Source organism: Kocuria sp. KKT182 (genome assembly GCF_055635395.1).
This window is the reverse complement of sequence record NZ_JBVMVZ010000004.1, coordinates 1-23275: the sequence shown is the minus strand read 5'-3', so window position 1 is coordinate 23275 and position 23275 is coordinate 1. Positions and strand designations below refer to the sequence as shown.

The following is a 23275-nucleotide window of genomic DNA, read 5'->3' as shown; positions in this document are numbered from 1 at the left end:
CGGGGGATGCGCCCGGTCTGTTCTCGCCCCCCTTCTTTGGCGTGCACGAGCACCGGGGGATGCTGGGGCGGGAATACTCCGGTGCCTGCGCATCGGAGAGTTCAGGGGGCACCGTCTGGGGCAGCTGATCCCAGATACCGGCCTCTTGCCGCTTTCGTAGCCGATGCCGAGGGCGGATCCCGCCACCGGAGGCCAGGGGCAGTACGGCGAAAATGCCCTCCAGGGCGACCCGGTTGCGGATTCCCGCTTGTCCACCGGGAGCAGTACAGGCATCGATGCCCCGAGCCCGGTGGTGACGAGGGTGAGCGATGCTGCACCCAGAGCGTCGGCGAAGAGGCTTCAGCACAAGCACCCTGGTGAGGCTTCGGAGCGGGACGGCCGGCGGTCCGTCGGTAGTTGGAAACCCCGGACCAGTTTCGTTCTGATGGCCCGGTCTCTGACCGATCCGATAGTTGTATCGGTCAGGGACATACCGATGCTCAGGTGGTCACCCGATGCGGCCCCGACGGTGCGGCGCCGCCCCGAAGCGGACACTGTCAGTCCGTTTCGGCTATGGTCTGGTCATGACGAACACGACGACATCTCCGGCCTGGTCGCTGGCCGACATCCCCTCTCTGGACGGGCGCACGGCCGTGGTCACCGGCGCGAACAGCGGCATCGGGTTGCGCACCGCGATCGAGCTGGACCGTCGGGGCGCGGTGGTGACCCTGGCCTGCCGCGATCCGCGGCGTGGTGAGCGGGCTCTGGCTCAGCTGGTCGAGGAGACGGGGTCGAGCACCGCCAGGCTCGGACAGCTGGACCTGGCCGACCTCTCCTCGGTGCGTGCGTTCGCCTCGGCGTGGGATGGACCGTTGGACCTGCTGGTGGCCAACGCCGGCATCATGGCCGTCCCCCAGGGTCGGACGGCTGACGGCTTCGAGCGCCAGCTGGGCACCAACCACCTCGGCCACTTCGCCCTCACCGGGTTGCTGTTGCCGGCCCTGCGCCAAGCGGAGGCGGGCAGGGTCGTGGTCGTCTCCAGCAACGCGCACTGGTTTGGGCGCATCGACTTCGACGACCTGCACGGTGTGAGCAGCTACCGGCGGTGGGCGCGGTACGGGCAGAGCAAGCTCGCGAACCTGCTGTTCGTCCACGAGCTGGATCAGCGACTGCAGGCGGCGGCCGACACGGTGACCGTCGTCGCGGCGCACCCAGGTGTTGCCAACACCAACCTCTCCAGCGGATTCATTGGTCCTGCGGGCCCGATGCGCACGGTGGTGCGTGCCCTGCAGTCGCGCATTTCGCAGCCCGCCGCCGCGGCGGCCCTGCCGTCCCTGCGCGCTGCGACGATGCCCGACGTCCGCGGCGGCGAGTACTACGGACCTGGCGGCCTCGGCCAGGGGCGCGGGGCCCCGGTGCTCGTCAGCCGCTCCCGTGCTGCAGGCGACGACGCCGTTGCCGCCCGGCTCTGGCAGGTCAGTGAGGACCTGACGGGAGTGACCTACCCGGACCTGCCGGCCCCTGGCGAGGCCCATTGATGGCCGTCGAGCCCAACCCAGCGCCTCCTGCGACGGGGGCACGAGGACGGTCGGACGCGGCACGCAACACCGAAGCCGTCCTGCTCTCCGCGCGTGCGGTGTTCGCCGACCGGGGTGCGAGTGCCACCATTCCCGAGATAGCCCAGCGGGCAGGAGTCGGGAACGCCACCGTCTACCGGGCTTTCGGCTCCAAGTCGGGCCTGCTCACCGCGGTGGGTCAGGATCTGCTCAGCTGGGTCTCCCAGCGGATCGCCGAGGCCGTGGCGGACGCGACCCAGCACGGCGCCGCGGCCTGGCCTGCTTTCCTGGAAGACCTGTTCGAGCGGCTCCGGACGGACCGCATGACCCTGAGCCTTTTGTGCGGAGAGCTCATTCCAGGTCTGGGCACGGCCGAGGTCGAGGTTCGCGCGGCGATGGGCGCTCTCGTATCTCGGATGCGCGAGGTCGGAGCGCTGCGCCCCGACGTCAACGTGGACGACGTGACCATCCTCGTCACCGGCTGCGCCACCGGCCTCGACCACGCACGGCAACAAGACCCCGCCCAGTGGCGGCGCTTCGCCGATCATGTGCAACGAGCCCTAGCACCGTCGACGCCGAGCCGTGGGACGACGCCTGCACCGTCAGGTTGAACCGGGCAGCCCGCGACGTCACCGGGCTCGCCCGGGTCTGCCAGCCGCCACGGGCGCCAGACGTACCGCGGGCCGAGGGCGCCCCCGAACGGTCGCCTTGTCGGGATCCCCCCGTGACGGACCTACCCGCGAGACCGGCCAACCGGGTCTCCTCGCCCCGGAATAAACGCTTGCCGCGTGCCGGGGGCGGTGACGTCGATGATCATTGGCGGTTCCGGGCCCGCCAGCAGCCTCCCGTGGCACTGACACCGGGCACCACGGATACCGACGCCACAACACCACCCCTCACAACTGCCGCGGCGGCGAGGCTGCCGGCGGCCGGTGACTAACACGGTCGTCCGGGGGCGCCTCACTCGGGGCTAGCATCGCTGCTATGTCGATGATGTCCTTTCCCGCCCCCGCTGGCCCCTTGCCCGGGTATTTGGCCGTTCCCGCCGGGGAGGGGCCCTGGCCGGGGGTGGTCGTGGTCCACGACGCCTTCGGCCTGACCGAGGACATCAAGTCCATCACCGACCGCTTCGCGGCTAACGGCTACCTGGCCTGCGCCCCCGCCCTGTACCGCCGCGGGCGCAGGCTGGCCTGCGTCGTGAGCACCTTCCGATCACTGTCCAGCGGCAATGGGAGGGCTGTCGAGGACATCCTCGCCGCCCGCGACCACCTCGTGGCCGATAATCGTTGCTCCGGGAAGGCGGGATCGGTCGGGTTCTGCATGGGTGGCGGCTTCTGCCTCCTGCTGGCGCCACGAGGAGTGTTCAACGCGACCGCTCCCAACTACGGGTCGATGCCCACAGACAAGGCGTCACTGACCCGGTCATGCCCTGTCGTGGCCAGCTACGGCGCCGAGGACCGCACCTTGCGGGGGGCAGCCGATGAGCTGGAGAGGCTCCTGGCCGAGGGCGGGGTGGCACGAGACGTGAAGGAGTACCCGGCCGTGGGTCATTCCTTTATGAACGACTGGAAGACGCCCGGGCCTCTGCGCTTTGTCGAACGCACCGCCGGGCTGGCCTACTCGGAGCCGGAGGCCGAGGACGCCTGGCAACGCATCCTCGACTTCTTCGGCGAGCACCTCCACTAACCAGCAACCCCGGCCTCACGAATCCCACCCCGTATGGTCGATCGCGTTCGACCGTGCCGGCAGAGCCGGTGGGTCCGGTGGGTCCGGTGGAGGCACCGGAGCCTGCCCCGGACGTTGGGCTCGCGATGTTGCAGTTCCCTCAGGTGCGGACCTCGACCTTGTCTCGATCGGTGGCCTCGGGCTGCTGGTTGAGCATGGCCAGCAGCTTGTCGCCCTCGATATCGAGGTCCGGCAGCAGGCGATCGAGCCAGCGGGGCAGCCACCATGCTCGTTCGCCGAAGACGGCCATGAGCGCCGGGACGAGGGTCAACCGGACGATGAAGGCGTCGATGAGGATACCGACGGCGAGGGCGAAGCCGATCTGCTTGATCATGACGTCGTGGCTGAAGATGAAGCCGGAGAACACCGAGATCATGATGATGGCGGCTGCGACGACGACCCGGCTGGCCTGGTCGAAGCCGTGGACGACGCTCTGCCGGGCTTCCTGGCCGTGGATGTGCGCCTCACGCATCGAGGAGACCAGGAAGACCTCGTAGTCCATGGCGAGTCCGTAGAGGATGCCGGTCACCATGATCGGCATGAAGCTCATCAGCGGACCGCCGGTGTCGACCCCGAAGAGGCCGCTGAGCCAGCCCCACTGGAAGACGGCGGTGGTGGCTCCGAAGGTGGCCAGGATGCTGAGCAGGAACCCGGCCGTGGCCTTGATCGGGACGATCACCGAGCGGAAGACCAGCAGCAGGATCAGCACGGACAGGACGATGATGATGCCGAGGTAGAGCGGGAGGACGCTGGCGAGCTTGTCGGACATGTCGATGCCGATGGCGGTGAACCCGGTCACGCCCAGCTGCACCTGATTGTCCTGGGCGATCGCGTTGTCAGGCTCGCGCAGGGACTTCACCAGGTCCCTGGTGGCCTCGTCGCTGGGGCCGGAGGTGGGAATGACGCTGAACACCGCCAGATCGCCGGCCTCGTTGACGCCCACGGGGGCGGCCAGCACGATGTCGTCCCGGTCCTGGAACTCCCCGATCAGCTGCGCGGTCAGCTCGGGCGTGACGCCGCCTGCGGTGTCGGTGGGTTCCGCGGTGACCAGCAGCGGGCCGTTGAATCCTTCACCAAAGCCTTGGGAGACCGCCTCGTAGCTCTGCCGGGCGGCGGTGTCCTGGTTCGCGGTCGCCCCGGAAGGGATCCCCAGGTTCATGCTGGCCGCGGGGATCGCCATCACGCCCAGCAGCGCGACCACGCCCGCGATGACGGGCCACCTGAACCTGATCACACCCTTCACCCAGTGGTCAGCCACACTGTGTGATTCCGCTTCCACCTTGGCGCGGCTTCGGGCTCGGGCTTTGTCCGAGCAGATCCGTTCCCCGACCAGCCCTAACAGCGCCGGCAGCAGGGTCAGGGCGATGAGCACGGCCAGGGCCACCGTGGACGCCGCGACCAGCGCCATCGTGGACAGCATGGCGATGCCGATGACGGTCAGTGCCGTCAGGGCGATAATGACGGTCAGCCCGGCGAAGAAGACGGCGCTGCCCGCGGTGCCGACTGCTCTGCCGGCTGCCTCCTGAGCGGTGAGTCCCCGATCGAGGATCAGCCGTCGCTGCCGGTTGACGACGAACAGCGCGTAGTCGATGCCCACGGCCAGCCCGACCATCAATCCCAGGACGGGGGTGGCGGAGTTCATCTCCACCACCGTCGAGAGCGCGTACGCCCCGCCCACGCCGATGCCGACACCGATCAGCGCGGTGATCAGGGGCAGGCCGGCCGCGATCAGCGAGCCCAACGTGAGCACCAGTACCAGGGCGGCGACGGCCAGACCGATCACCTCGCCAATACCGACCGGGACCTCCAGGGCTTTGAGCGAGTCACTGGGCAGCGCAGAGATCTCCGTTCCCTCCTCGGCTCGCTCCACCACCTCGACCACGGAGGTCACGTCCTCGTCGGTCAACGAGGTCGAAGCGACCGTGAACTGGAACTGGAACAGCGCGACCTGCCCGTCAGAGGACACCAGCACGCCAGGCACCGGTGCCCCGTCCACCACCAGCGGCTGGTAGGGAGGCGCCTGCCCCTGCTCCGGCCCAGCAGCGGGAGCACCTGGCGGATTCTCCTGCCCAGCACCGGCAGCACCTTCCCCAGGGGCCCCCGGGGCGTTCTGCTGCCCAGCACCCGCAGCGCCCTCCCCGGGGGCAGCCGGGGCGAGGTCGAGGGGGTTGACGACCTTTTCGAGGGCGTAGACGTCGTTGACGGTGTCGCTGATCGCTGCCAGTCGCTCCGTTGTGTCCAGACGCTCACCGTCCGGGACGGTGAAGACCACACTGGCCTGACCCCCCGAGGCCTCGGGGAGCTCATCGGCTACGCGGTCGAGCACGCTCTGGGCCTCGGTGCCCTCGATCTTCATGTCGGAGCTCACGCTCACCCCGTTGACGGCCACAGTGCCGATGACCACCGCGAGGACTGTCAGCCAGCCGGCGATGAACAGCCACGGCCTGCCGAACGCGGTTCGTCCGAGCCGGTACAAGAAAGTGGACATGGGTCTGGTTCTCCTTGAGGGCGAAAGCGGCGGCGTCTAGAGGCCGCGGCGCAGGTAGTCGAAGGTCATGTCGAGGAACGCGTTGTAGTCCATCGACGCGGAACTGAGGTCGCTCTCCCCGCCGAAGCGCACGTCGAGGGTCCCCTCCAGGGCGGCCATCACGGCCCCGTACACGGCACCGAACAGCAGCGGCACGTAGATGGCCGGGTACCGGTCCCCCGCCACCGACCCGAAGACCTCTTGGGCGGTATGGCGCATGCGTTGCTGAACCCGCAGGACGTGGGGCTCCAGGGTCGGGTACTGCTGTGCCATCGCCATCAGCTCGCGCATCTTGACCAACGTGTCCTCGGTGAACTGCGCCCTCATCACGGCCAACAAGGCATCGAGCAGGGGCAGATCGGCGGGCAGGCCGACCAGAATCGCGCTGGCGTCATCGACACCACCGAAGGCGACCGAAGCGACTGCCTCCTCCTTGCAGGAGAAGTGGTTCGCGAAGGTGCGTCGGGAGTACCCCGCCCGCTCCACCACATCCGCGGTGACAAACCCGGACAGCCCGCGCTCACGCGTCAGCTCGAATGCCGCCTCGGCCAGCGCCTGTCCCGTCGCCTCGCGCTTGAGGTCCCGCAACCCACGATCCATGCCCACAGTGTGAACCACACTGCCCAATAAGCAAAATTGCCCAACGGGCAGACCAGCATTCGCCTCACCGCCCCGCTGCTCCCCAGCAGCACTCCAACCACGGCAAGCCGGGGGCGCGAGGGATAACAGTGGACACGGCAGCCCCGACCGTCGGTGCGCTCCAGGCCAAGGGGCCGGATCCGCTCGACTCCGCTGCTCGTCGCCGCCCAAGGGCCCATCACTCCAAGGGGCCGGATTTCCATCAGTTCTTCCCCAGCGGTGCCGCGGCGGCGACCACGACTCGCAGGCGGGCGGGGCCGGCGCTGCCACGGCGCGAGTCCTTGGTGCCTTGGAGCACGAGGGTCCTCCCGCGATATGGGTCAGATGACACGGGTCCGATAGAGTGTGGCCATGTCAGCAGGGCGCACAATCCTGAATGTCGTTGCTGGGGCCACCACGGTGGGAGGATTCGCCGCGGACTGGAACCGCACGCACCTGTTCAATCCGAACTGGCCTGCGCATGCCCGGTTCCACGATGCGATGACCATCGCCGTGGCCGCGCTGCTGGGGGCTGGTGGACTGTATGCGTTGAACCGCAAGGGGCCGGACCCGGACCGGGACACCACCATGGGCGCCCTGTTGCCGGCGGTCTTCTGGACCTCCATGGGTGCGGCCTTCGCCTTTCCCGGCGCCCAGGGTCTCCAAGCGGAATTTCCCCACCTGGTGCCCCGGGTCCGAGGAGTGTGGATCGACGAGCGGTTCGCCAGCGCGGGAATGCTGGGGCTGACCGGCCTCGGCTATGCACTCGAACGGCGCACACGCCGGGGTCATCGGCCCCAGGTGTAAGAAGGCAGCGTTGCTGTCAGGTTCTGAAGCCCGCTGCTCAGATGCCCGGAGTCCTCTGCATCGGGGGCTCAGGTATCGCCAGCCAGAGCCCCGTGGAGCGCCAGGCGGGCGGCCTCGGTCGGAGTCGGTGAATCGTCGAGGCCATCGGCCTACGCGGGACGGCGTCCGTGGTCGCCGCGGATTGTCCTCCAGGGGTGCCCACGAGGTGGCCCCCGCCTGCAAGCTTCTGCTGACCAGGATTCCGCCTCCGCCGTAGGATCCCACCACAACACGGGAATCCTGTGGCTACTGGACCGGAATGGCGGGCCCCCGAGCTCATGGCGCATCGATGAAGACCTCGGCGGCGCAGAGCCGGGAGGGGTTCTCTTCCGGCTTGGAATCGGTAGCCTCAACGGGAGGGTGTCGTTCCGCGGGTTCCCTGGACCGACGCCGCAGTGGTACCAGCCCTCAAGACCCCAGGAGATGCTTGTCATGGTTCGCATCGCGATCGTCGTCGGCAGCACCCGCCCGAACCGCAACGCCCCGGACGTGGCGGACTGGGTGCACGAGCACGCCTCGGCGCGCACCGACGCCCGGTTCGAACTCGTGGACATCGCCGACCAGCACCTGCCCCTGCTCGACGAACCCCTCCCCCCGTCCATGGGCCAGTACGAGAACGAGCACACGAAGGCATGGTCGGCGAAGATCGCCTCCTACGACGGCTTCGTCTTCGTCACCCCCGAGTACAACCACTCCGTGCCCGCGGCGCTGAAAAACGCCGTGGACTACCTCTACGCCGAGTGGAACAACAAGGCGATCGGCTTCGTCAGCTACGGCAGCGCCGGGGGCACCCGCGCCGTGGAGGCCTGGCGGCTGATCGCCGCCGAGCTGCAGATGGCCGATGTCCGCGCCCAGGTGTTCCTGCCCTTCGGCTCGGAGTTCGGAGAGGACTTCTCCTTCCGGCCCACCGAGGGCGCCACCGGCGCCCTGCAGGCACTCTTCGATCAGGTGGTGGCCTGGGCGCAGGCCCTGAAACCGCTACGCGGGGCGTAAGAGGTCATTTCAGCAGGAGTTGGCCGTAGATCTTGATGGCGCCCGGGGTGCTCGGCGACCCTCGTGAGCATGATGGGGAATCCCGTGCCGGATTCGCTGTGGGAGCGAGCCGAGCCGTTGCTACCAGCATGCCCACCTCGGCGGTACCGCCACCCAGGGCGCCGGCGCGCAGATGACCCCGCGGTTCTGACAGGGGTGGTGTTCGTGCTCAAGACCAGGATCTGCTGGAATCAGCTGCCGCGCGAGTCACTGGGCGTTCCCGGGGTTGGGTGTGCGCTGGTTCTGAGCACTACAGCCGCGTTGAGAGGGCATGGCCGAACGCCCGGTAGTGGTTCACTGCTTGGCGTGGTGCCAGGGCTGCTGCAGTGGTTCCGCTGAAAACTGGACCGGCCCCGGGTCGCTGTCCTGGTCCTTCGGCGCCGCCGGCGGCCGATCACCGCCCAGGGGCGGGGCTTCAACGGTCCTCGCTCACGCGCGATCCTGGTCGGCGCGGGCGCGTAGGAGGAGCTCAAGCTCGAAGCGGGCCTGCGGGTCGTGGAGCGCCTCCCCAAAGACCTCGCGCAGCTGATTGACCCGGTAGCCGACCGTCTGCTCGTGGATCTCCAGCTCGGCGGCCATCGCCGCGCGTTGCCCATGGTGTTTGAGCCAGGACAGCAAGGTGGAGACCAGTCGTTGCTGTTGGGCCGGGCGGAGATGTTCCAGCGGGGCCAGCCGCTGGGTGGCGAGGTCTTCGACCAGGGCGCGGTCGCTGTGCAGCAGCAGCCGGGTGAGGTGCTGGCAGACCCACAGTGGTTCCTCACCATCGTGCTCCAGCAGGTCCCGGGCGGCCACGGCCAGGCGCAGGGAGTCCGGGGCCGCCCGCCAGGGTCGTCCCGGGCCCACCACCGCGGTCCGCCCGGTCAGGGACCGCCCCAGCTCCCGCCGGGCCGCAGGCGTGGGCGGTTCGGGGAGGACCGCCACGACGTCCCCGGGGCGGGAGGTGAGCAGCGCCCCCGGTCCCAGCCGGGACCGCAGCCCCGGGCGCCGCTCGGCGGGCAGGAGCACCACCACGACCCGTTCGGGCAGGACCCAGCCTGCCGCGAGCACCGCGGCACGCACGGACTCCTCCTCGGCGTGACCGCGGATGAGCATCTCCGCCACCATGTCCAGCAACCGGTCGCGTTCCCCGGCACGCTCGGACTGCTCGGCGGCGTAGCCCTGGGCGCTGGCCGCGGAGAGCTCCTCGATGTAGGCGAACACCGACTCCGCCAACACGATCAGCACCGAGGCCTCGAACCCGGCTTCCATGGCCACCTTCGACATCGCCCGCAGGGTCGTGCGCCCCCCGGAGCGGTAGGCGGTGAACAAGGCGTCCATGGGCCGGCCCTGATGCACCTCGGCCCGGCCCAGCCCCTCGTAGACGACCTGGTCCACCTCGAGCAGGGCCGGCTGGTCGGTGCCGGCCAGATCCAGGAACCTGGCCAGGGCGTCCTTGACCCCGTGCCGGATCTCCTGGCGCAGCGCGCCATCCATGAAAGCGGCGTAGACCGGGACATCGTGATGCACCCCCGCCAGCAGCTGCTCGGTGATCACTGGCAGATGCACGCTCAGCAGCGGAGCGAGGGCGGGCGGCAACCCCGTCCACGGCAGATCGCGATCCACATCAGACACCATGCACCTCATTCCATGCTGTAAGCACAGTCTCCCCGGGACGGCCGAGGGCGGGCAACGCCGACCGACCCGGCCGGACCGCGGGATAAGGCGGTCCTGGGCAGGACCGTCTTGAGGCTCACCGTCAAGGACCGAGATCGGGTGGAACCAGCCGCCACGCGGGTTGCTGAAGTTCGGATGGGCAGTTCGGATGGACATGTCGGCGGCGAGACAGTGTAAGAAAACAGTGTGTGAGGGTCCGGCCTGATCCGAAAGAAGACGGCCGTGTCAGAGTCCACGACCGAGACGACGGGCACGAATCGATCCCGTGACCGGAAAGATCATCAATCAGAAGGACCTCGCCGTACGACCTCTCGCCCAGGCGAAGGAGCGGGGCGTGAGTCTGATCGAGCCCGGCGGGGCTGCTGAACCAGCTCATGAAGAACGTGCTGGAGACCGCACGGGAAGCCGAACTGCCCGAGCACCCCGGTCATGACCACGGGCAGACACCGATCGCGTTGAACATGCGCAACGGGACCCGGGTGATGACCGTGCTGACCGAGATCGGCCCGGTCGAGATCGAGGTTCCCTTCGGACCGGGACGGGTCACTCACACCGGTGATCGCGCCCCAGCGCAAGCGGCACCTGGACAGGATCGACCAGATCGTGCTCTACGTTCTCGGCCAGCGGATTGATCACGGGGAGATCGCCGCGCACTTCGAGGAGATCCGCCGGGCGAAGCTCTCTCAGGACACCCTGAACCGGATCACTTCAGAAAGTCGCCGGCGAACTGGCCGAACGGTCCTCCCCTCCGCTGGACCCGCTCTATCCGGTGCTCTTCGTCGACGTGATCGCTGGTGTTGGTCCGCGACAGGCAGGCGCGCACCACGCCCTTCTACGTCGTCCTGGGCGTGACCGCCAACGGGGAACGCGACAGCCTCGGGAACTGGGCCGGCGACGGCGGGCGAGGGTGCCCGGTTCTGGCTGCAGGTCTCCTCTTCAGCTGAAGACCCGGGGTGTCCAGGACGCGCTCACCGCAAGCCGGCGACAGGCGCAAGGGCCTGCCGGAGGCCATCACGATCACCGGGCAACCGACGGTGGCGCAGCAGTCTGGGTCGTGCACCTGATCCGCTACTCCTTCCGCTACGCCGGCCGCCAGCACCGCGACGGGATCGTCACGGCGCTCAAACCCGTCGACACCGCCCCGTCCGAGGCCGCGGCGGAAGACCGGTTCCCTTCAGGTCGAGGCCGAGTGGGCCCGCGGTATCCGGCGATCGCGCAGCGGTGGGAGTCCTCCTGGGCGTCAGTTCGTGCCCTTCGAAGGAGGACGACGTGGAGATCCACTTCGGTGATCTACACACGCTGCGCGGCCTCTTGAAGAGGCTCGAGCGCTCCGCAACGACGTCCGATGACGTGGCGGCCCCGCGGCTGCAGGAAGAGCCCGAGCGGCTCACCGGGGTGATCTGCCCCGCCGCTGGCTGACTCGATCGAGCTCTTCCCAGACCCTGCCGGACCAGGAATCGCCACACCCGCCCCGCCCACCGTGGGCCATATACGCGCCGCTCTCGATCCCTAGGAGGCCGCCGCCTGCCGCCCACCGGTGATGCGGTGTTGCAGGCCCAACCCGGACCCGGACCTGGACCTGGACCTGGAGCATGCGACCAGGCGTGGACACGTCGGCTGCACCCGGAGACGATCCGGGGACTCGGCGGGAAGCGTCTCCGGGTGCAGCCGTGCGGATTTCTACCGGTTGATCGTGGACATGTCCTCGTAGCGGTCCCCGGCCGGGGCGGCCACCTCGTCGAGGGCGGCCAGGTGCTCGTCGGTGAGCTCGAGGGCGTCCGCGGCGACGTTCTCCTCCAGATAGCTCACCCGCTTGGTGCCCGGGATCGGGGCGATGTCATCGCCCTGGGCCAGCAACCACGCCAGGGCCACCTGCCCGGGCTTGGCGCCCAGCTCGGCGGCCACCGCGTCCACCTGCTCCACGATCCCGATGTTGTGCTGCAGATTCTCCCCGGCGAAGCGGGGGTTGTTGCGACGGAAGTCGTCCTCGTCCAGCTGGTCCAGGGAACGGATGGTGCCGGTGAGGAAACCACGCCCCAGCGGGGAGTACGGCACGAACCCGATACCCAACTCCCGCACCGTAGGCAGGATCTCCTGCTCCGGTTCCCGGGACCACAGGGAGTACTCGGTCTGCAACGCGGTCACCGGGTGCACCGCGTGTGCCCGACGGATCGTGGCCGGGGCCGCTTCGGAGAGCCCGATGTGACGGATTTTGCCCTCCTGGACCAGCTCAGCCAACGCGCCCATGGTCTCCTCGATGGGTGTGTCCGGGTCCATGCGGTGCTGGTAGTACAGGTCGATGTAGTCGGTGTTCAACCGTCTCAGCGAGCCCTCCACCGACAGCCGCACGTTCTCAGCGCTGCCGTCCAACCCGAAAGCATCGTCGGCGCGGTGGGAGATGGTGCCGAACTTGGTCGCGACCACCACCTCCGAACGACGGGAGCCCAAGGCCCGGCCCAGCAGCTCCTCATTGGCGTAGGGGCCGTACATCTCAGCGGTGTCGAAGAACGTGACCCCCAGATCCAGGGCCCGGTGGATCGTGGCGATCGACTCGGACTCATTGGCGCCGCTGCCGGTGTAGAACGCCGACATGCCCATGCACCCCAGACCCAGGCGGGAGACCTCGAGTCCTGTAGTACCCAAAGTGACGTGCTTCATGGTGTATCCGTCCATTCCTGATCTGTTCTGCTCGGGGACCCCGAGCCCGGCAGGGCCCGGGTCTGTGGACCCGCCCGTGGAGGCAATGGGGACCACCCCGACTTCCCTTGACTCTGACCCGACGGTCTGCCCCGCGACCACGCCGAAGGACAGCTCCTCAATCACGGTGGTGTCCCCGAAGGCCCTCCGGAAGTCCCGGATCTGCACCCATGGCTCCCTGAGGATCTTCTCCTCCCCGCCTCTTCCACCCGAGAACGGGTCAGCCTACTGACAGCAGACAGGGTACGCCCCCCGCTCCCGGCACCGCCGGAAACGGCGGCACGCCCCTGAGCCTCTCCCGGAAGGCGGATCCGAGCCACTCACCTCGCGGTCTCGACGCACCCCTTCCCCTGCGATGCATTAATGCACGTTCTGCAGTTGTGCAATGATTGAGGGTGTGAGTACGACATCTGGTTCCTCGCTTCGCCAGCGGAGAAGAGCCGACACCTGGGCAGCCATCCACGAGGCGGCCGCCGCGCTGGTCCTGGACCACGGAATCGAGGCCACCACCGTGGACGCCATCACCCAGAGCGCCGGGGTGTCCCCACGGACGTTCTTCAACTACTTCCGCACCAAGGAGGACGCGGTGCTGGGCCTGCGCGCCCCGGCCCTGGACCCGACTCTGCTGAAAGGCTTCACCGCCGAGCACGACCTGCTGGGCCAGACCTCACGGTTGCTGCTCGCGGTGGCTCGCAGCGCTGATGCCACCGGTGACCCCGTGCGGCGCCGGGCCCTGCTGCGGAGGTACCCCCAGCTGGGTCAGCGGCACAAGGAATACATGCTCGAGGCCGAAGAGCTCGTGCGCCAGGCCCTGGCCGGCCTCCTGGCTGCGGACCCGCAGTGCTCCGCCCAGGTCCCAGGATGCGACGCGCAGGAACTGGCCCGGATGCTCGTCATGATCGCCGGCGTCCCGATCCGCTTCGCCCTGGCCTCCCCGGACTACGACACCGACTCCGGGGTGACACCCGAGAACCTGGCTTCGGCCCTCACCCTTTTCCACCACGTACAGAGGAAGCTCTCATGACCCCCTCCCCTGCCCACCGGGCAGAACCCACAGACGCCCGCCCCTCGGAACCGGCTGAGGGGAAGCAGCACATCGTGCTGCTGTTCATCGGGCTGATGCTCTCCATGCTGCTGGCCGCCCTGAACCAGACCGTGCTCAGCACGGCCCTGCCCACGATCGTGGGGGAGCTCAACGGCGTCAACGAGATGCTCTGGGTGATCACCGCCTTCATCCTGGCCTCAACCATCATGATGCCCGTCTACGGCAAGCTCGGGGACCTGATGGGCCGCAAGGCACTGCTGATGGCCGCCATCGTGCTGTTCATGATCGGCTCCGTGATCGGGGCCCTGGCCGGCACCATCGAAGTCCTCATCGCCGCCCGGGTGGTCCAGGGCCTGGGCGGTGGCGGTCTGATGATCCTCTCCCAGGCGGCCATCGCCGACGTCGTCCCGGCGCGGGAACGCGGGAAGTACATGGGCGTGATGGGCGGGGTGTTCGCCGTCGCTTCCGTGGCCGGGCCGCTGCTGGGCGGCTGGTTCACCGAGGGACCCGGCTGGCGGTGGGTGTTCTGGATCAACATCCCCCTGGGGCTGCTGGCCCTGGCCGGGGCGTTCTTCTTCCTGAAACTGCCCCGCCACCCCGGCCGCCCGCGCGTGGACGTGCCCGGCATGATCCTGCTGGCCGTGGCCACCACCTGCCTGGTCCTGTTCGCCACCTGGGGCGGCGGCAAATACGCCTGGACCGACCCGGTGATCCTCGCGCTGATCGCCGGGACCCTCGTGGCCGGGGCCGCGTTCGTGGCGCAGGAGCGCCGCACCGCCGAGCCGATCATCCCGATGCGCCTGTTCGCCGAACCGAACTTCGTGCTCACCACGGTGGCCGGACTGTTCATCGGGGTCGCGATGTTCGGGGCGATCGGCTACCTGCCCACCTACCTGCAGATGGCCTTCGGTGTCGACGCCACCGAGTCCGGGCTGCTGATGATCCCCATGATGGGCTCTCTGCTCATCGCCTCGGTCATCTCCGGGCAACTGGTCAGCCGCACCGGCCGGTACAAGTGGATGCCGATCACCGGCAGCATCATCGTCGCCGCCGGCCTGGGCCTGCTCTCCACCCTCACCCCGCAGGTCTCACTGTGGCAGGTCTGCACCTACATCGCGGTCATGGGCCTAGGACTGGGGCTGTCCATGCAGATCCTCGTCCTGATCGTCCAGAACACCTTCCCCCTGCGGCAGGTCGGCACCGCCACCGCCTCGAACAACTTCTTCCGTCAGATCGGGGCCACCCTAGGCTCGGCCGTCGTGGGCAGCGTCTTCGCCGCCCGCCTGACCGACCTGCTCACCGAACGCCTGCCAGCTGCCGCCCTGGAAGGCGCCTCGGGCGGGGCCAACTCGCTGACCCCGGCCGTGGTCGCCTCCCTGCCCGAGGCCCTCAGGAACCCGATCATCGCCTCGTACAACGACGCCCTGACCCCGGTATTCATCTGGATCACACCGCTGGCACTGGCCGCAGCCGTACTGCTGTGCTTCGTGAAAGAAAAGCCGCTGGCCACGACCATCGAGCACGACGTCGACGCGGAGGCGATCTCCGAGGGCAACATCCTCATCACGGCCGACGACGCCGGCGACCGGGACCCCGCCGGCGACCGTCACGAAGACATGTCCACGAACAAGCACTAAAAGACCACCACGCCGCCTCCGCCGGGACTGCCCCGGGGGGCGGCCGCCGCCGCACATGCGACAGCCGCCCCCAGCGCCCCCTGCAGACACCTGCACCTGAACACCTGCCGCCCCGGCAGGGGACTGTCGCTCTGACGGTGGAAGCGGCTCTTCCGCGACGAAGCCCCGGAGCAGCGATGCCCGCATCTCCTTCCATGACGTCGCCGGCACCAGTACGCAACCTGCCGGTCAACGAATCAGGAACATCGGACTCCCCGGGCTGGCCCCGGCCAGCAGGGCCGGTGTCTCCAAACCTCGGCGGGGACGTCGGCCCTGCACCACATGCACCACACCCAAGATCCCCCGAAAGGGTTTCCATGACTACAAACGCCCGGCCCGCCAGCTCGACTGAACCCGCCGATGGAGTAGCCCTCGGCGCCCCGATCGAGGTCGATCTGCAGGCGGGACCGGTTGCCATCACCCCCGTGCAGGTCGACGGGGAAACCCGTTTCGCCCTCACTGACCTTCCCGACGCGCCCCTGACCGAGGACGATGTCGAGGGTCTGGCAGTGGCGCTCCAGGTGGCCCGCTACGGCCCCGCGGTCCTCGTGGACATCGAGGACTACGCCGAGACCGAGTAGTCCCCTGAGACGGACGGACCATGTCCTCGCCCTTCCCGGCAGGGACGCCTTGGTCATGCCCTCATGGTCTCCTTGGCGTGGGCGATGAGCTCGCCCATCATATTCACCGCGACCTGGCGTTGGATCCGAGACAACGCCTCATTGCTTTCTGTCAGCGTTGCCTGCAACAAGTCGTGAAACCGACAGATGTCGTCGAGTCGCTCAGCAGTGATCATGCATTCGAGACTAATGGAGCTGTCCCGAACGCGCGGGACGCAGCGAAGCGCCCCGCCTGCCACACGGTAGACGGGGCGCTTCCGTCACACCGGGCGGGCGCCCCGGTTTGCTCGCTGATCCCCAGCGATTGCTACTCATGGCGGGACGCTGGAACCACAGCCGAGAATGTCTCGGGCCATCGAGCGGAGCACGCAGGATCAAAATCCAGGTCCACAATGATGCCCCGCTGACACCGTACGGAGTCGACTTCGGAACCCTCATCGCGACGCCGCTGAGATAACTGCCGTGACTAAACGTCCGGTAGCCGGCCATATGTGAAGCGGTCCATCACCCTCACTACTCTCGCCCTGACCTCCAGCTTGGCCCTGGCCGGCTGCGGCACCAGAGGCGAGGAGAGCACTGGTGCGGCTTCGGAGGCCTCGACAAGTGCGGTGGCCGGCGCCGAGATCACTTCGACTTCCCCGTCCTCTGGGGCAGGAGTTCAAGTCTCGGCCGAGCATGACGACGCGGACACGATGTTCGCCCAGATGATGATCACCACCACGAACCCGCCGTGACGATGAGCGAGGCATTGTTGGCCAAAGAATACATTCCGAGTCAGGTCCGTGAGTTGGTCGAAGGTGTGATCGCCGCCCAGGGCCCGGAGATCGAGCGCGTGCAGCAGATGGTCCAGACCTGGGGTGAGCCCATCTCAACGGAGTCCGAGGGCAGGGATCACGGGTCCATGGAGCGCGGCGCAGAGTCCGGCGCGGAGTTCGCTGCAGAGTCCGGTGCGGGGATGGTCGGGATGATGAGCGAGGAGGACACTGCCGCCCTCGAGGGCGCCCAGGGCACCGAGGCGGCGCGGTTGTACCTGGAGCAGATGGCTATCCAACCTACCAGGGCGGGGTCGAGATGGCCCAGGGCGAGGTCGCCAACGGCAGCCATCCCGAGGTCCTCGAGCTGGCTGAGGAGGTCGTCGCCGCCCAGGAAGCCGAGTTCACCGAGAGGGAGCGGATGCTCCAGGAGCTACCGTGCCAGTCCTGATGCTCCGGCGCACAGGCAGGGGGCCCGTCCTGCGGGCGGGCCCCCTGCCTGTGCGCCGGCACGGCATGCCGTGGAACTATTCCGTGTCGTCCTGGCCGGCGAGCCAGGTGCGGAAGTCCGCGACCTGGGCCTGCTGGGTGGTGATCCCCGCGGTGGCAGCCACCCGCAGCTGTGCATGCGGGGCACGGGACTGCGGTTCCAGGAACTCGATGATCCCGCTCTGGTGGTGCGGGATCATCTTCTGCACGAAGGCGACATCGAAGTTCTCACCGGCCTCAACGGCCGAGAGTTCCTCGATCATCATCTGGGTCTCCTCCTCCAGGACCTTCATCTCCTCCTGGGCTTCGGCTGGGGCCTGGGCCATGGCCTCTTCCGGGGTCAGCCCGTACCACTCATCGAGCCAGCGGGTGAACTGGTCGATCTGGTGCTGCTGGTTGGCGATGATGTTCTCCGCATGGGTGCGGATGTCCGGGCTGACCCCGCGCTCGAGCTCCAGTTGAGACATCTCGATGGCGGCTTGGTGGTGCGGGATGATCTCGGCCAGGAACGTGATTTCCAGCTCTTCACCCTCCAGGGTCGCCAGGGTCTCGCCGAACTCGTAGGCCGTCGGTGATGTCGGCTCCGGCTGGAGCATCTCCGCCGGGGAGTGGGAGGAGGCCGCGGTGGCCTCTTCGTGGGCGAAGACCGGGGCGGTTGCTCCGCCCAGCAAGGTGGCAGCGAGGGCGAGGCTGGAAGCGGCTGCGGCGATACGACGGCCGCGATTCGGGGTATGAGGCATGATCAGGTCTCTTTTCGGTGTGGACAGGCCCGGAGGATGAAACCGGTTCACCCACCCGCTGGGCGGCCTCGGGGCGCATCATGGTGCGCCCCGGTAGAAGGCACGGGCCCGGCTGAGGCGCCGGAGACGGGGGGAGAGGAAATCCGGCGGGGCGCTCGGGCCGGGCGCCTGGCCGAGTTTCCTCTTGCACCAGTGGATGCCGGCCAGCGGCCTCACCGGTCAGTGATGAACATCAGGTACCGGCCACCAGCAGCCTAGGTCGGACCCCCGTTCAACGGGTCATTCGTAGCGTTTAAGGATTTCCTGCATCTGGTCGTCCTCCACTTGTCGGGTCTCTACGATGGTGGCGCACAAGTCGCGGACCGCGTGATCGATGATGTGCGCTTCCTGGCAGGCCGAGATGGCCCAGCAGGGGTGCAGGATCATCGACTACGAGAACCCCTGGTTCGCGTCGGCCACCGATGCACCGGCGCCGCCCGAATGGGCGGGCGGCGCAAGTTCTGCTCAGCTCAGCGAGGCGAGCAGGTCCGCGCACGCCTGCTCGCAGCGGCGGCACGCCTCAGCGCAGACCCGGCAGTGCTCGTGCATCTCGGCGTGCTCGGCGCATTCGTCCCCGCAGGCCCGGCACGCGGTGCGGCACGCCTCGAGCAGGGACCGGCCGACCTCGGCGTTGTTGCCGGTCTGGCGGGAAAGAGCCTTGCCGGTGGCAGCGCAGACGTCGGCGCAGTCCAGGTTCTTGCGAATGCACTCGGTCAACTCCGCAACCGTGTCCTCGGCCAGACAGGCGTCGGCGCAGGCAGTACAGGTCTGGGCGCACTCAAAACAGGCGGCGATGCACTCGGCCAGCTTCTGCCGGTCAATGTCCCCCAGATCCTTCGGGTAGGTCTCCAGCATCGAGGTCACATGTGTCATGGCGTGCTCCTTCATCCGTCCTGCCAGGCAGTGGACCGGTCGAAGTCGGCCCCCGTGCAATCGACAGTAAACTGCCCATCCGGTCGAATGAAGCGCTCAACCTTAAAAATTGCGTGAAAATCCATCCAGGACACCATCCCGGCGCACACCGACGGCGGCCTGCACACGGACACGCACCGCGACTGCACCAAAGGTCCGTTCCAGGTGATTCGGCGTATGCCCAAGAGGCACCCTCACTGCAACACGGTCCGCGTGGAACACGGTCGGTATTGGTGCCACGGCCGGAGCCAGTCCATGACCTCCGTGGCGGTCAGCCGGTAACCGGGCCTTATGTAGCCCGCTGGTCTGCGTGCTGCCTCCGATCCGTCACTGGACGTCCTCCGCCCCTGTCCGCCAGCACTGGGCACTACCCCTGCATGCTTGGTCGGGCGCAGTTATTGCTGCGGTGGGCCCGGAGATGGAGGCGGCCCTCCCCTTCCGTCGGTTGGCGAAATGTGGGGCAGGTGGAGGACATGTTCTTGTGGGCCAGGCCCCGTCTTCCTACCGTGGATGAAGGCCCGACCCAGGGCCTGCGGTTCCCCCAGCATGCGATGAAGGATGCTCCCCATGGACCACAAGCTCTCCGTGCTCGTCCAGGTCGATCTCCACGCCCAGTACGTGCACCTGGTCATTACCGGATGCGTGACCGAGACCAACCAGCACGCCCTGCACCCGGTGGTGGCCCGGGCCCGAACGCTCATCCCTCCGGTGACGGTCACCGTGGACCTCACCGGCGCCGCCCACCTGGAGGCCGCCGCGGTAGACCTGCTGCGCTGGACGATCCATCACGACCACGCACTCTCCGGGGCCGGATCGGTGGAGTTCCTCGTCCCGGCCGCGCTGCCCGACCACGCGCCTGTCCCGCACCACGCGAACACCCTGGCAGGCGGCACACGGGCCCGTGCCGCCTCGCCGGTCCTGAGGGCGGCATGACCACGCCCGGACCTACCCGCCCAGCGCCCCCGCCACCCCGGGGTGCCGTTGCGCCGGGAACCGGCTGGTCTGCACCCAGGGTGGCGACCGCCTCGGTAAGACCGCTCCGAGGCCAGGAGCTGCTGCCACCCCCGGGGCACCGAAGACCACCCGACCCGCGCGCCTCCCGTCGGTGGGAAGCATCGGGGACCGGACCCGTGAGGGAAGGAAAGTGAGTGCGATGGCACCCAGGCATCACCACGACGGCGCGCCGCCGGAGGACCGGTCCCCCACCGGGCACCGCCCCGAGCAGCGGATCCAAGACGGGCCCGCCGCGGACGAGGAAGCCGCGCTGGACCCCATGCTCGATGAGTACACCGAGGTGAGCCGGGTCGCCCGCCCAGCCGGCAGCTCGGCAGATTCTTCCCAGCAGCCGGTGGACGATCCTGGGGCAGGGATCGCTCAGGGGGAGTCCTCGGACGAGGGGCACCACACCGGGTAAGGGCTCCTGCCCCGGCCCGTGCCCGCGGCCTGACATTTGACCACCGAGTCCGCGACGCGCCCTCGTGGGGATTCCGGTTTCATCGGGGCCACCTCGGCCATGACGGTGAAGACCGTCGAACCCAGCGAGGTGGGCGTGTCCACGTCTCCCCAACCGAGGTTCAGCACCCGCTAGCCTGCTCCTCTGCCCCGCAGTTCTTCGGTGAAAGCCAGCCGCTAATCGGCCATATGTAAAGCAGAGGATGCCATGTTGGTGGAAAATGCGAATCCGCCAGCCTGGACGACTCCCCCTGTCTCGGGGCCCATGCGGTGGGCTTCTGGAGGCGTTCTCGGTCCTGTGTGAAGGACCGGTGTGGTGAGTCAGCCGCGCCCGTACAGCGTCGCCTGGGTGTCCGGGACCGAGATCATCGCGCTCCTGCCAGGCCGCCGATGGGGATTCATTTCGATCCTCCTACGCGGGGACTCAACTGCGCTGGCGCACCGGTCTAGTGCCGTAGCTGGGAACGTTTGCCGTGTAGGCGCAGACTGGGGTTGTCTTCTTGTCTTCCCCGGAGGCTGCGATGTCCGAGCGTGTGCGTGTCCGAGAGATCTCCGATGAGGAGGGCAACCGGCTGCTGAGGCTGGTGCGCCGTAGCGGCGGCTCGGTGGTGACCTGGCGACGGGCGCAGATGGTGCTGCTCTCGGCCCAGGGCATGGAGGCGGTGAAGATCGCCGAGGTGGCCTTCACCAGCCCGGACCGGGTGCGGGAGGTGATCCACAACTTCAACACCGACGGGTTCGATGCCCTGTATCCGAAGTACGCCGGTGGCCGCCCGACGAAGTTCACCGCCGTCGACCGGGCGCAGATCCGGGAGGTCGCCCTGTCCAGGCCGGCCGATCACGGGCTGCCGTTTTCCACCTGGAGCCTGTCCAAGCTGGCCGAGTTCCTGGTGGCCGAGGGGGGGGGGTCGAGGACATCTCCCATGAAGGGCTGCGCACGCTGCTGCACCAGGGCGTGTCCTTTCAAGCGGTGAAGACTTTCAAGACCTCCACGGACCCCGACTACGAGGCGAAGAAACAACGGGTGCTGCACCTCTACGATCTCGCCGACGGGCGCGTGGCCGCGGGCGAGCCCAGCGGCGACGGGCTGGTTGACCCGGACGTGGTGATCTACCTGGACGAGTTCGGGCCCTTGAACCTCCAGCCCCACCCGGGCAGGCAGTGGGCCCCGCGGGCTGTGGGGCCCGGCGACCAGAGCGTCCCGCGCCGGCGTCGGCGCCGGGCGACGTACACCCGCCCGCACGGTGTGCGTCACCTGCTGGCGGCGTGCGACCTGTCGAAGAACAAGGTCTACGCTCATGTGAAGGTGCGCAAGACGCGCACCCAGTTCCTGGCGTTCTGCCGCTACCTGCGGTCGTTGTATCCGATGCGCCAGCGGATCGCGATCGTGTGCGACAACTTCTCCCCGCACCTGTCCACGAAGACCGATCAGCGGGTCGGTGTGTGGGCGGCGGCGAACAACGTCGAGCTGGCCTACACGCCGTTCTACGCCTCGTGGTTGAACCGGATCGAGGCCCAGTTCACCGCTTTGCGCTACTTCGTCCTCGACGGCACCGACCATTCCAGCCATCGCGAGCAGGCCTCGATGATCCGCCGTTACATCGCCTGGCGCAATCGCCACGCCCACGACCATCGCCTGGTCGAAGTCCTCGATAAGGCCGCTACCATCCACATCGCAAAAGCTGCCTGACACGGCACTAGGTCGACTCGGCGTCGAACGGTGCGGGCACGCCGGGCGCGAGACCGGTGCGCACCGGCTCGTTGCGCCGGGTCGGAGATGGTTCGTCCTCGTCCTCGTCCAGGGCCTGACGCACGATGGTGCGGGGGTCGTACTGGCGAGGGTCGAGCTTGCGCCAGTCGACGTCGGCGAGTTCGGGCCCCAGGCTTTCCTTGAGGTCCTCGGTGGCACCGGTGGCGTAGCGCTTGGCGGTTTTGACGAGCTGCTTGAGCTTCTCCGCGTACTCCGGCAGCCGCTCCGGCCCGACGAGGAACAGGGCCAGCAAGACCAGAACGATCATTTCGGCGCCGTTGATACCGAACACACGGAGTCCTTCCCCAAGCGGTGGATTTCGTCGGTGGAGGTGGCGGTGCCGGCGCCTTCGCCGGTGGCCTCCGCGCGTCGGGCGGCCCGGTGTGCCCGACGGCGGTCCAGGACCAGGCACAGCCCCACGGCCACGAAGAACAGCACCAGCAACGGAATGGCGAGATAAAACATGGTCATCGGATCCGGGCCCGGGGCCGCCATGGCGGAGACGACCATCACGAGGACCACCACGATCCGCCAGCTCTTGAGGATGCTGCGCCCGGAAAGCACGCCCAGCATGTTCAGGCCCACGAGGAACACCGGAAGTACGAACGCCACGCCGAAGGTGAGGATGAGCTGGAGGAAGAACCGCAGGTACACGTCGGCGGAGATAAAGTTGGTGCCGCCCACCGGGGTGAAGGCCGTCAGGGCATAGACAGCCGTGGGCAGCGTCAGTAACGCCACCACGATCCCGCCCAGGAACAGGGGCACGGCCGCGACCAGGAACCCCATGGCGGTCCGGCGCTCATTGCGGTGTAGGGCCGGAGTCACGAACGCCCAGAGCTGGTAGAGCCACACCGGGCTGGCCAGGACCACGCCGAGGACCAGTGAGACCTCGACCATGATGTTGAAGGACGACCCCACGGCCGAGTAATTGATCGTGGCCTCGCGCCCCTGGGCCTCGGTGAGCCTCTGGAGGGGCTCGGTGATGTAGCCCATGAAGGGCTCGTAGAGGAAGAAGCCCGCGACCATGCCGAGGACCGTGGCCAGGGCGGCCTTGGCCAGCCGGTTGCGCAGCTCCCGCAGGTGCTCGGCCAGGGCCATCTGCGCCTGCGGATTGGACTTGCGCGAGGACCGGCGCTTCTTCGGGGCGCTGCTGGACTGCGAGGACAT

The 23275-nt window shown here is 68.2% G+C and carries 22 protein-coding genes and 3 pseudogenes; 15 read left to right on the top strand and 10 right to left on the bottom strand.

Features of this window, described 5'->3' with window-relative positions:
- Positions 1 to 563: 563 nt before the first annotated feature.
- From ACZ2G1_RS19650 to ACZ2G1_RS19640, 3 genes are all read left to right on the top strand, one after another.
- Entirely contained in the window at positions 564 to 1517 is a 954-nt protein-coding gene (locus ACZ2G1_RS19650) for an oxidoreductase (RefSeq protein WP_470378021.1), read from the top strand.
- Positions 1517 to 2146 carry a TetR/AcrR family transcriptional regulator gene (locus ACZ2G1_RS19645; RefSeq protein ID WP_470378020.1) on the top strand — a complete coding sequence of 210 codons (630 nt, stop codon included), beginning with the start codon at positions 1517 to 1519 and terminating at the stop codon, positions 2144 to 2146. Before ACZ2G1_RS19650 ends, ACZ2G1_RS19645 begins: the two co-directional genes overlap by 1 nt.
- 373 nt (positions 2147 to 2519) lie before the next feature.
- Positions 2520 to 3221: a dienelactone hydrolase family protein gene (locus tag ACZ2G1_RS19640; RefSeq protein ID WP_470378019.1), complete on the top strand. Its 702-nt coding sequence runs from the start codon at positions 2520 to 2522 to the stop codon at positions 3219 to 3221.
- 139 nt (positions 3222 to 3360) lie between these two features.
- Here the strand turns inward: ACZ2G1_RS19640 and ACZ2G1_RS19635 are convergent, their stop codons facing one another.
- Together ACZ2G1_RS19635 and ACZ2G1_RS19630 are read right to left on the bottom strand one after the other, a co-directional pair.
- Entirely contained in the window at positions 3361 to 5748 is a 2388-nt protein-coding gene (locus ACZ2G1_RS19635) for an MMPL family transporter (RefSeq protein ID WP_470378018.1), read from the bottom strand.
- Positions 5749 to 5784: 36 nt separating this feature from the next.
- On the bottom strand, positions 5785 to 6387 hold the full coding sequence (locus ACZ2G1_RS19630; protein ID WP_470378017.1) for a TetR/AcrR family transcriptional regulator: 603 nt from the start codon (positions 6385 to 6387) through the stop codon (positions 5785 to 5787).
- 390 nt (positions 6388 to 6777) lie between these two features.
- Here ACZ2G1_RS19630 and ACZ2G1_RS19625 point away from each other — a divergent pair, with 390 nt between their 5' ends.
- The 3 genes from ACZ2G1_RS19625 (at position 6778) to ACZ2G1_RS19615 (ending at position 8622) form a co-directional block, all read left to right on the top strand.
- Positions 6778 to 7212 (top strand): DUF6640 family protein, encoded by a 435-nt coding sequence (locus ACZ2G1_RS19625; protein ID WP_470378016.1) that lies wholly within the window; start codon positions 6778 to 6780, stop codon positions 7210 to 7212.
- Between the two features lie 471 nt (positions 7213 to 7683).
- Positions 7684 to 8244: an NADPH-dependent FMN reductase gene (locus ACZ2G1_RS19620; RefSeq protein WP_470378015.1), complete on the top strand. Its 561-nt coding sequence runs from the start codon at positions 7684 to 7686 to the stop codon at positions 8242 to 8244.
- Between the two features lie 69 nt (positions 8245 to 8313).
- The gene (locus ACZ2G1_RS19615; RefSeq protein ID WP_470378014.1) at positions 8314 to 8622 is read left to right on the top strand and encodes a transposase; all 309 of its coding nucleotides are present in this window, start codon (positions 8314 to 8316) and stop codon (positions 8620 to 8622) included.
- A 90-nt stretch (positions 8623 to 8712) separates the two neighbouring features.
- Here ACZ2G1_RS19615 and ACZ2G1_RS19610 read toward each other — a convergent pair whose 3' ends face one another.
- The gene (locus ACZ2G1_RS19610) at positions 8713 to 9828 is read right to left on the bottom strand and encodes a PucR-like N-terminal domain-containing protein (RefSeq protein ID WP_470378013.1); all 1116 of its coding nucleotides are present in this window, start codon (positions 9826 to 9828) and stop codon (positions 8713 to 8715) included.
- Positions 9829 to 10192: 364 nt separating this feature from the next.
- On the opposite strand from ACZ2G1_RS19610, the pseudogene ACZ2G1_RS19605 reads away from it, so the two are divergent.
- Together ACZ2G1_RS19605 and ACZ2G1_RS19600 are read left to right on the top strand one after the other, a co-directional pair.
- Positions 10193 to 11192 (top strand): annotated as a pseudogene (locus tag ACZ2G1_RS19605) (IS256 family transposase); the annotation flags it as partial.
- A 13-nt stretch (positions 11193 to 11205) separates the two neighbouring features.
- Complete coding sequence (locus ACZ2G1_RS19600; protein ID WP_470378012.1) at positions 11206 to 11355, top strand: hypothetical protein; 150 nt, start codon at positions 11206 to 11208, stop codon at positions 11353 to 11355.
- A 261-nt stretch (positions 11356 to 11616) separates the two neighbouring features.
- On the opposite strand, the gene ACZ2G1_RS19595 is transcribed toward ACZ2G1_RS19600, so the two are convergent.
- A complete protein-coding gene (locus ACZ2G1_RS19595) occupies positions 11617 to 12594 on the bottom strand; it encodes an aldo/keto reductase (RefSeq protein WP_470378011.1) in 978 nt (325 codons plus the stop codon).
- Between the two features lie 436 nt (positions 12595 to 13030).
- On the opposite strand from ACZ2G1_RS19595, the gene ACZ2G1_RS19590 reads away from it, so the two are divergent.
- The 3 genes from ACZ2G1_RS19590 (at position 13031) to ACZ2G1_RS19580 (ending at position 15935) form a co-directional block, all read left to right on the top strand.
- Positions 13031 to 13657 carry a TetR/AcrR family transcriptional regulator gene (locus ACZ2G1_RS19590; protein ID WP_470378010.1) on the top strand — a complete coding sequence of 209 codons (627 nt, stop codon included), beginning with the start codon at positions 13031 to 13033 and terminating at the stop codon, positions 13655 to 13657.
- Entirely contained in the window at positions 13654 to 15315 is a 1662-nt protein-coding gene (locus ACZ2G1_RS19585; RefSeq protein ID WP_470378009.1) for an MDR family MFS transporter, read from the top strand. Before ACZ2G1_RS19590 ends, ACZ2G1_RS19585 begins: the two co-directional genes overlap by 4 nt.
- 356 nt (positions 15316 to 15671) lie before the next feature.
- Positions 15672 to 15935, top strand: a complete 264-nt coding sequence (locus ACZ2G1_RS19580; protein ID WP_470378008.1) for a hypothetical protein — start codon at positions 15672 to 15674, stop codon at positions 15933 to 15935.
- Between the two features lie 53 nt (positions 15936 to 15988).
- Here the strand turns inward: ACZ2G1_RS19580 and ACZ2G1_RS19575 are convergent, their stop codons facing one another.
- Positions 15989 to 16150, bottom strand: coding sequence for a hypothetical protein (locus ACZ2G1_RS19575; RefSeq protein ID WP_470378007.1), 162 nt, complete (start codon positions 16148 to 16150; stop codon positions 15989 to 15991).
- A 315-nt stretch (positions 16151 to 16465) separates the two neighbouring features.
- On the opposite strand from ACZ2G1_RS19575, the pseudogene ACZ2G1_RS19570 reads away from it, so the two are divergent.
- A pseudogene (locus ACZ2G1_RS19570) lies at positions 16466 to 17177 on the top strand (DUF305 domain-containing protein).
- Positions 17178 to 17253: 76 nt separating this feature from the next.
- On the opposite strand, the gene ACZ2G1_RS19565 reads toward ACZ2G1_RS19570, so the two are convergent.
- The 3 genes from ACZ2G1_RS19565 to ACZ2G1_RS19555 form a co-directional block, all read right to left on the bottom strand.
- On the bottom strand, positions 17254 to 17955 hold the full coding sequence (locus tag ACZ2G1_RS19565; protein WP_470378006.1) for a DUF305 domain-containing protein: 702 nt from the start codon (positions 17953 to 17955) through the stop codon (positions 17254 to 17256).
- Positions 17956 to 18234: 279 nt separating this feature from the next.
- A complete protein-coding gene (locus tag ACZ2G1_RS19560; protein WP_470378005.1) occupies positions 18235 to 18381 on the bottom strand; it encodes a hypothetical protein in 147 nt (48 codons plus the stop codon).
- 78 nt (positions 18382 to 18459) lie between these two features.
- A complete protein-coding gene (locus ACZ2G1_RS19555) occupies positions 18460 to 18867 on the bottom strand; it encodes a four-helix bundle copper-binding protein (protein WP_470378004.1) in 408 nt (135 codons plus the stop codon).
- 606 nt (positions 18868 to 19473) lie between these two features.
- Here ACZ2G1_RS19555 and ACZ2G1_RS19550 point away from each other — a divergent pair.
- From ACZ2G1_RS19550 to ACZ2G1_RS19540, 3 genes and pseudogenes are all read left to right on the top strand, one after another.
- Positions 19474 to 19839: a hypothetical protein gene (locus tag ACZ2G1_RS19550; RefSeq protein WP_470378003.1), complete on the top strand. Its 366-nt coding sequence runs from the start codon at positions 19474 to 19476 to the stop codon at positions 19837 to 19839.
- 220 nt (positions 19840 to 20059) lie between these two features.
- Positions 20060 to 20320, top strand: coding sequence for a hypothetical protein (locus ACZ2G1_RS19545; protein ID WP_470378002.1), 261 nt, complete (start codon positions 20060 to 20062; stop codon positions 20318 to 20320).
- A 559-nt stretch (positions 20321 to 20879) separates the two neighbouring features.
- Positions 20880 to 22048: pseudogene (locus ACZ2G1_RS19540) on the top strand (IS630 family transposase).
- Positions 22049 to 22055: 7 nt separating this feature from the next.
- On the opposite strand, the gene ACZ2G1_RS19535 reads toward ACZ2G1_RS19540, so the two are convergent.
- Together ACZ2G1_RS19535 and tatC are read right to left on the bottom strand one after the other, a co-directional pair.
- Complete coding sequence (locus tag ACZ2G1_RS19535; RefSeq protein ID WP_470378001.1) at positions 22056 to 22376, bottom strand: twin-arginine translocase TatA/TatE family subunit; 321 nt, start codon at positions 22374 to 22376, stop codon at positions 22056 to 22058.
- Positions 22373 to 23275, bottom strand: a complete 903-nt coding sequence (gene tatC, locus ACZ2G1_RS19530; RefSeq protein ID WP_470378000.1) for a twin-arginine translocase subunit TatC — start codon at positions 23273 to 23275, stop codon at positions 22373 to 22375. Before tatC ends, ACZ2G1_RS19535 begins: the two co-directional genes overlap by 4 nt.

What these genes read in the sequence shown, in the direction of transcription:
- ACZ2G1_RS19650 (WP_470378021.1), top strand. Translation starts at nt 564, where the DNA reads ATGACGAACACGACGACATCTCCGGCCTGGTCGCTGGCCGACATCCCC.
- ACZ2G1_RS19645 (WP_470378020.1), top strand. Translation starts at nt 1,517, where the DNA reads ATGGCCGTCGAGCCCAACCCAGCGCCTCCTGCGACGGGGGCACGAGGA.
- ACZ2G1_RS19640 (WP_470378019.1), top strand. Translation starts at nt 2,520, where the DNA reads ATGTCGATGATGTCCTTTCCCGCCCCCGCTGGCCCCTTGCCCGGGTAT.
- ACZ2G1_RS19635 (WP_470378018.1), bottom strand. Translation starts at nt 5,748, where the DNA reads ATGTCCACTTTCTTGTACCGGCTCGGACGAACCGCGTTCGGCAGGCCG.
- ACZ2G1_RS19630 (WP_470378017.1), bottom strand. Translation starts at nt 6,387, where the DNA reads ATGGATCGTGGGTTGCGGGACCTCAAGCGCGAGGCGACGGGACAGGCG.
- ACZ2G1_RS19625 (WP_470378016.1), top strand. Translation starts at nt 6,778, where the DNA reads ATGTCAGCAGGGCGCACAATCCTGAATGTCGTTGCTGGGGCCACCACG.
- ACZ2G1_RS19620 (WP_470378015.1), top strand. Translation starts at nt 7,684, where the DNA reads ATGGTTCGCATCGCGATCGTCGTCGGCAGCACCCGCCCGAACCGCAAC.
- ACZ2G1_RS19615 (WP_470378014.1), top strand. Translation starts at nt 8,314, where the DNA reads ATGATGGGGAATCCCGTGCCGGATTCGCTGTGGGAGCGAGCCGAGCCG.
- ACZ2G1_RS19595 (WP_470378011.1), bottom strand. Translation starts at nt 12,594, where the DNA reads ATGAAGCACGTCACTTTGGGTACTACAGGACTCGAGGTCTCCCGCCTG.
- ACZ2G1_RS19585 (WP_470378009.1), top strand. Translation starts at nt 13,654, where the DNA reads ATGACCCCCTCCCCTGCCCACCGGGCAGAACCCACAGACGCCCGCCCC.
- ACZ2G1_RS19580 (WP_470378008.1), top strand. Translation starts at nt 15,672, where the DNA reads ATGACTACAAACGCCCGGCCCGCCAGCTCGACTGAACCCGCCGATGGA.
- ACZ2G1_RS19575 (WP_470378007.1), bottom strand. Translation starts at nt 16,150, where the DNA reads ATGATCACTGCTGAGCGACTCGACGACATCTGTCGGTTTCACGACTTG.
- ACZ2G1_RS19565 (WP_470378006.1), bottom strand. Translation starts at nt 17,955, where the DNA reads ATGCCTCATACCCCGAATCGCGGCCGTCGTATCGCCGCAGCCGCTTCC.
- ACZ2G1_RS19560 (WP_470378005.1), bottom strand. Translation starts at nt 18,381, where the DNA reads ATGATCCTGCACCCCTGCTGGGCCATCTCGGCCTGCCAGGAAGCGCAC.
- ACZ2G1_RS19555 (WP_470378004.1), bottom strand. Translation starts at nt 18,867, where the DNA reads ATGACACATGTGACCTCGATGCTGGAGACCTACCCGAAGGATCTGGGG.
- ACZ2G1_RS19550 (WP_470378003.1), top strand. Translation starts at nt 19,474, where the DNA reads ATGGACCACAAGCTCTCCGTGCTCGTCCAGGTCGATCTCCACGCCCAG.
- ACZ2G1_RS19545 (WP_470378002.1), top strand. Translation starts at nt 20,060, where the DNA reads ATGGCACCCAGGCATCACCACGACGGCGCGCCGCCGGAGGACCGGTCC.
- ACZ2G1_RS19535 (WP_470378001.1), bottom strand. Translation starts at nt 22,376, where the DNA reads ATGATCGTTCTGGTCTTGCTGGCCCTGTTCCTCGTCGGGCCGGAGCGG.
- tatC (WP_470378000.1), bottom strand. Translation starts at nt 23,275, where the DNA reads ATGTCCTCGCAGTCCAGCAGCGCCCCGAAGAAGCGCCGGTCCTCGCGC.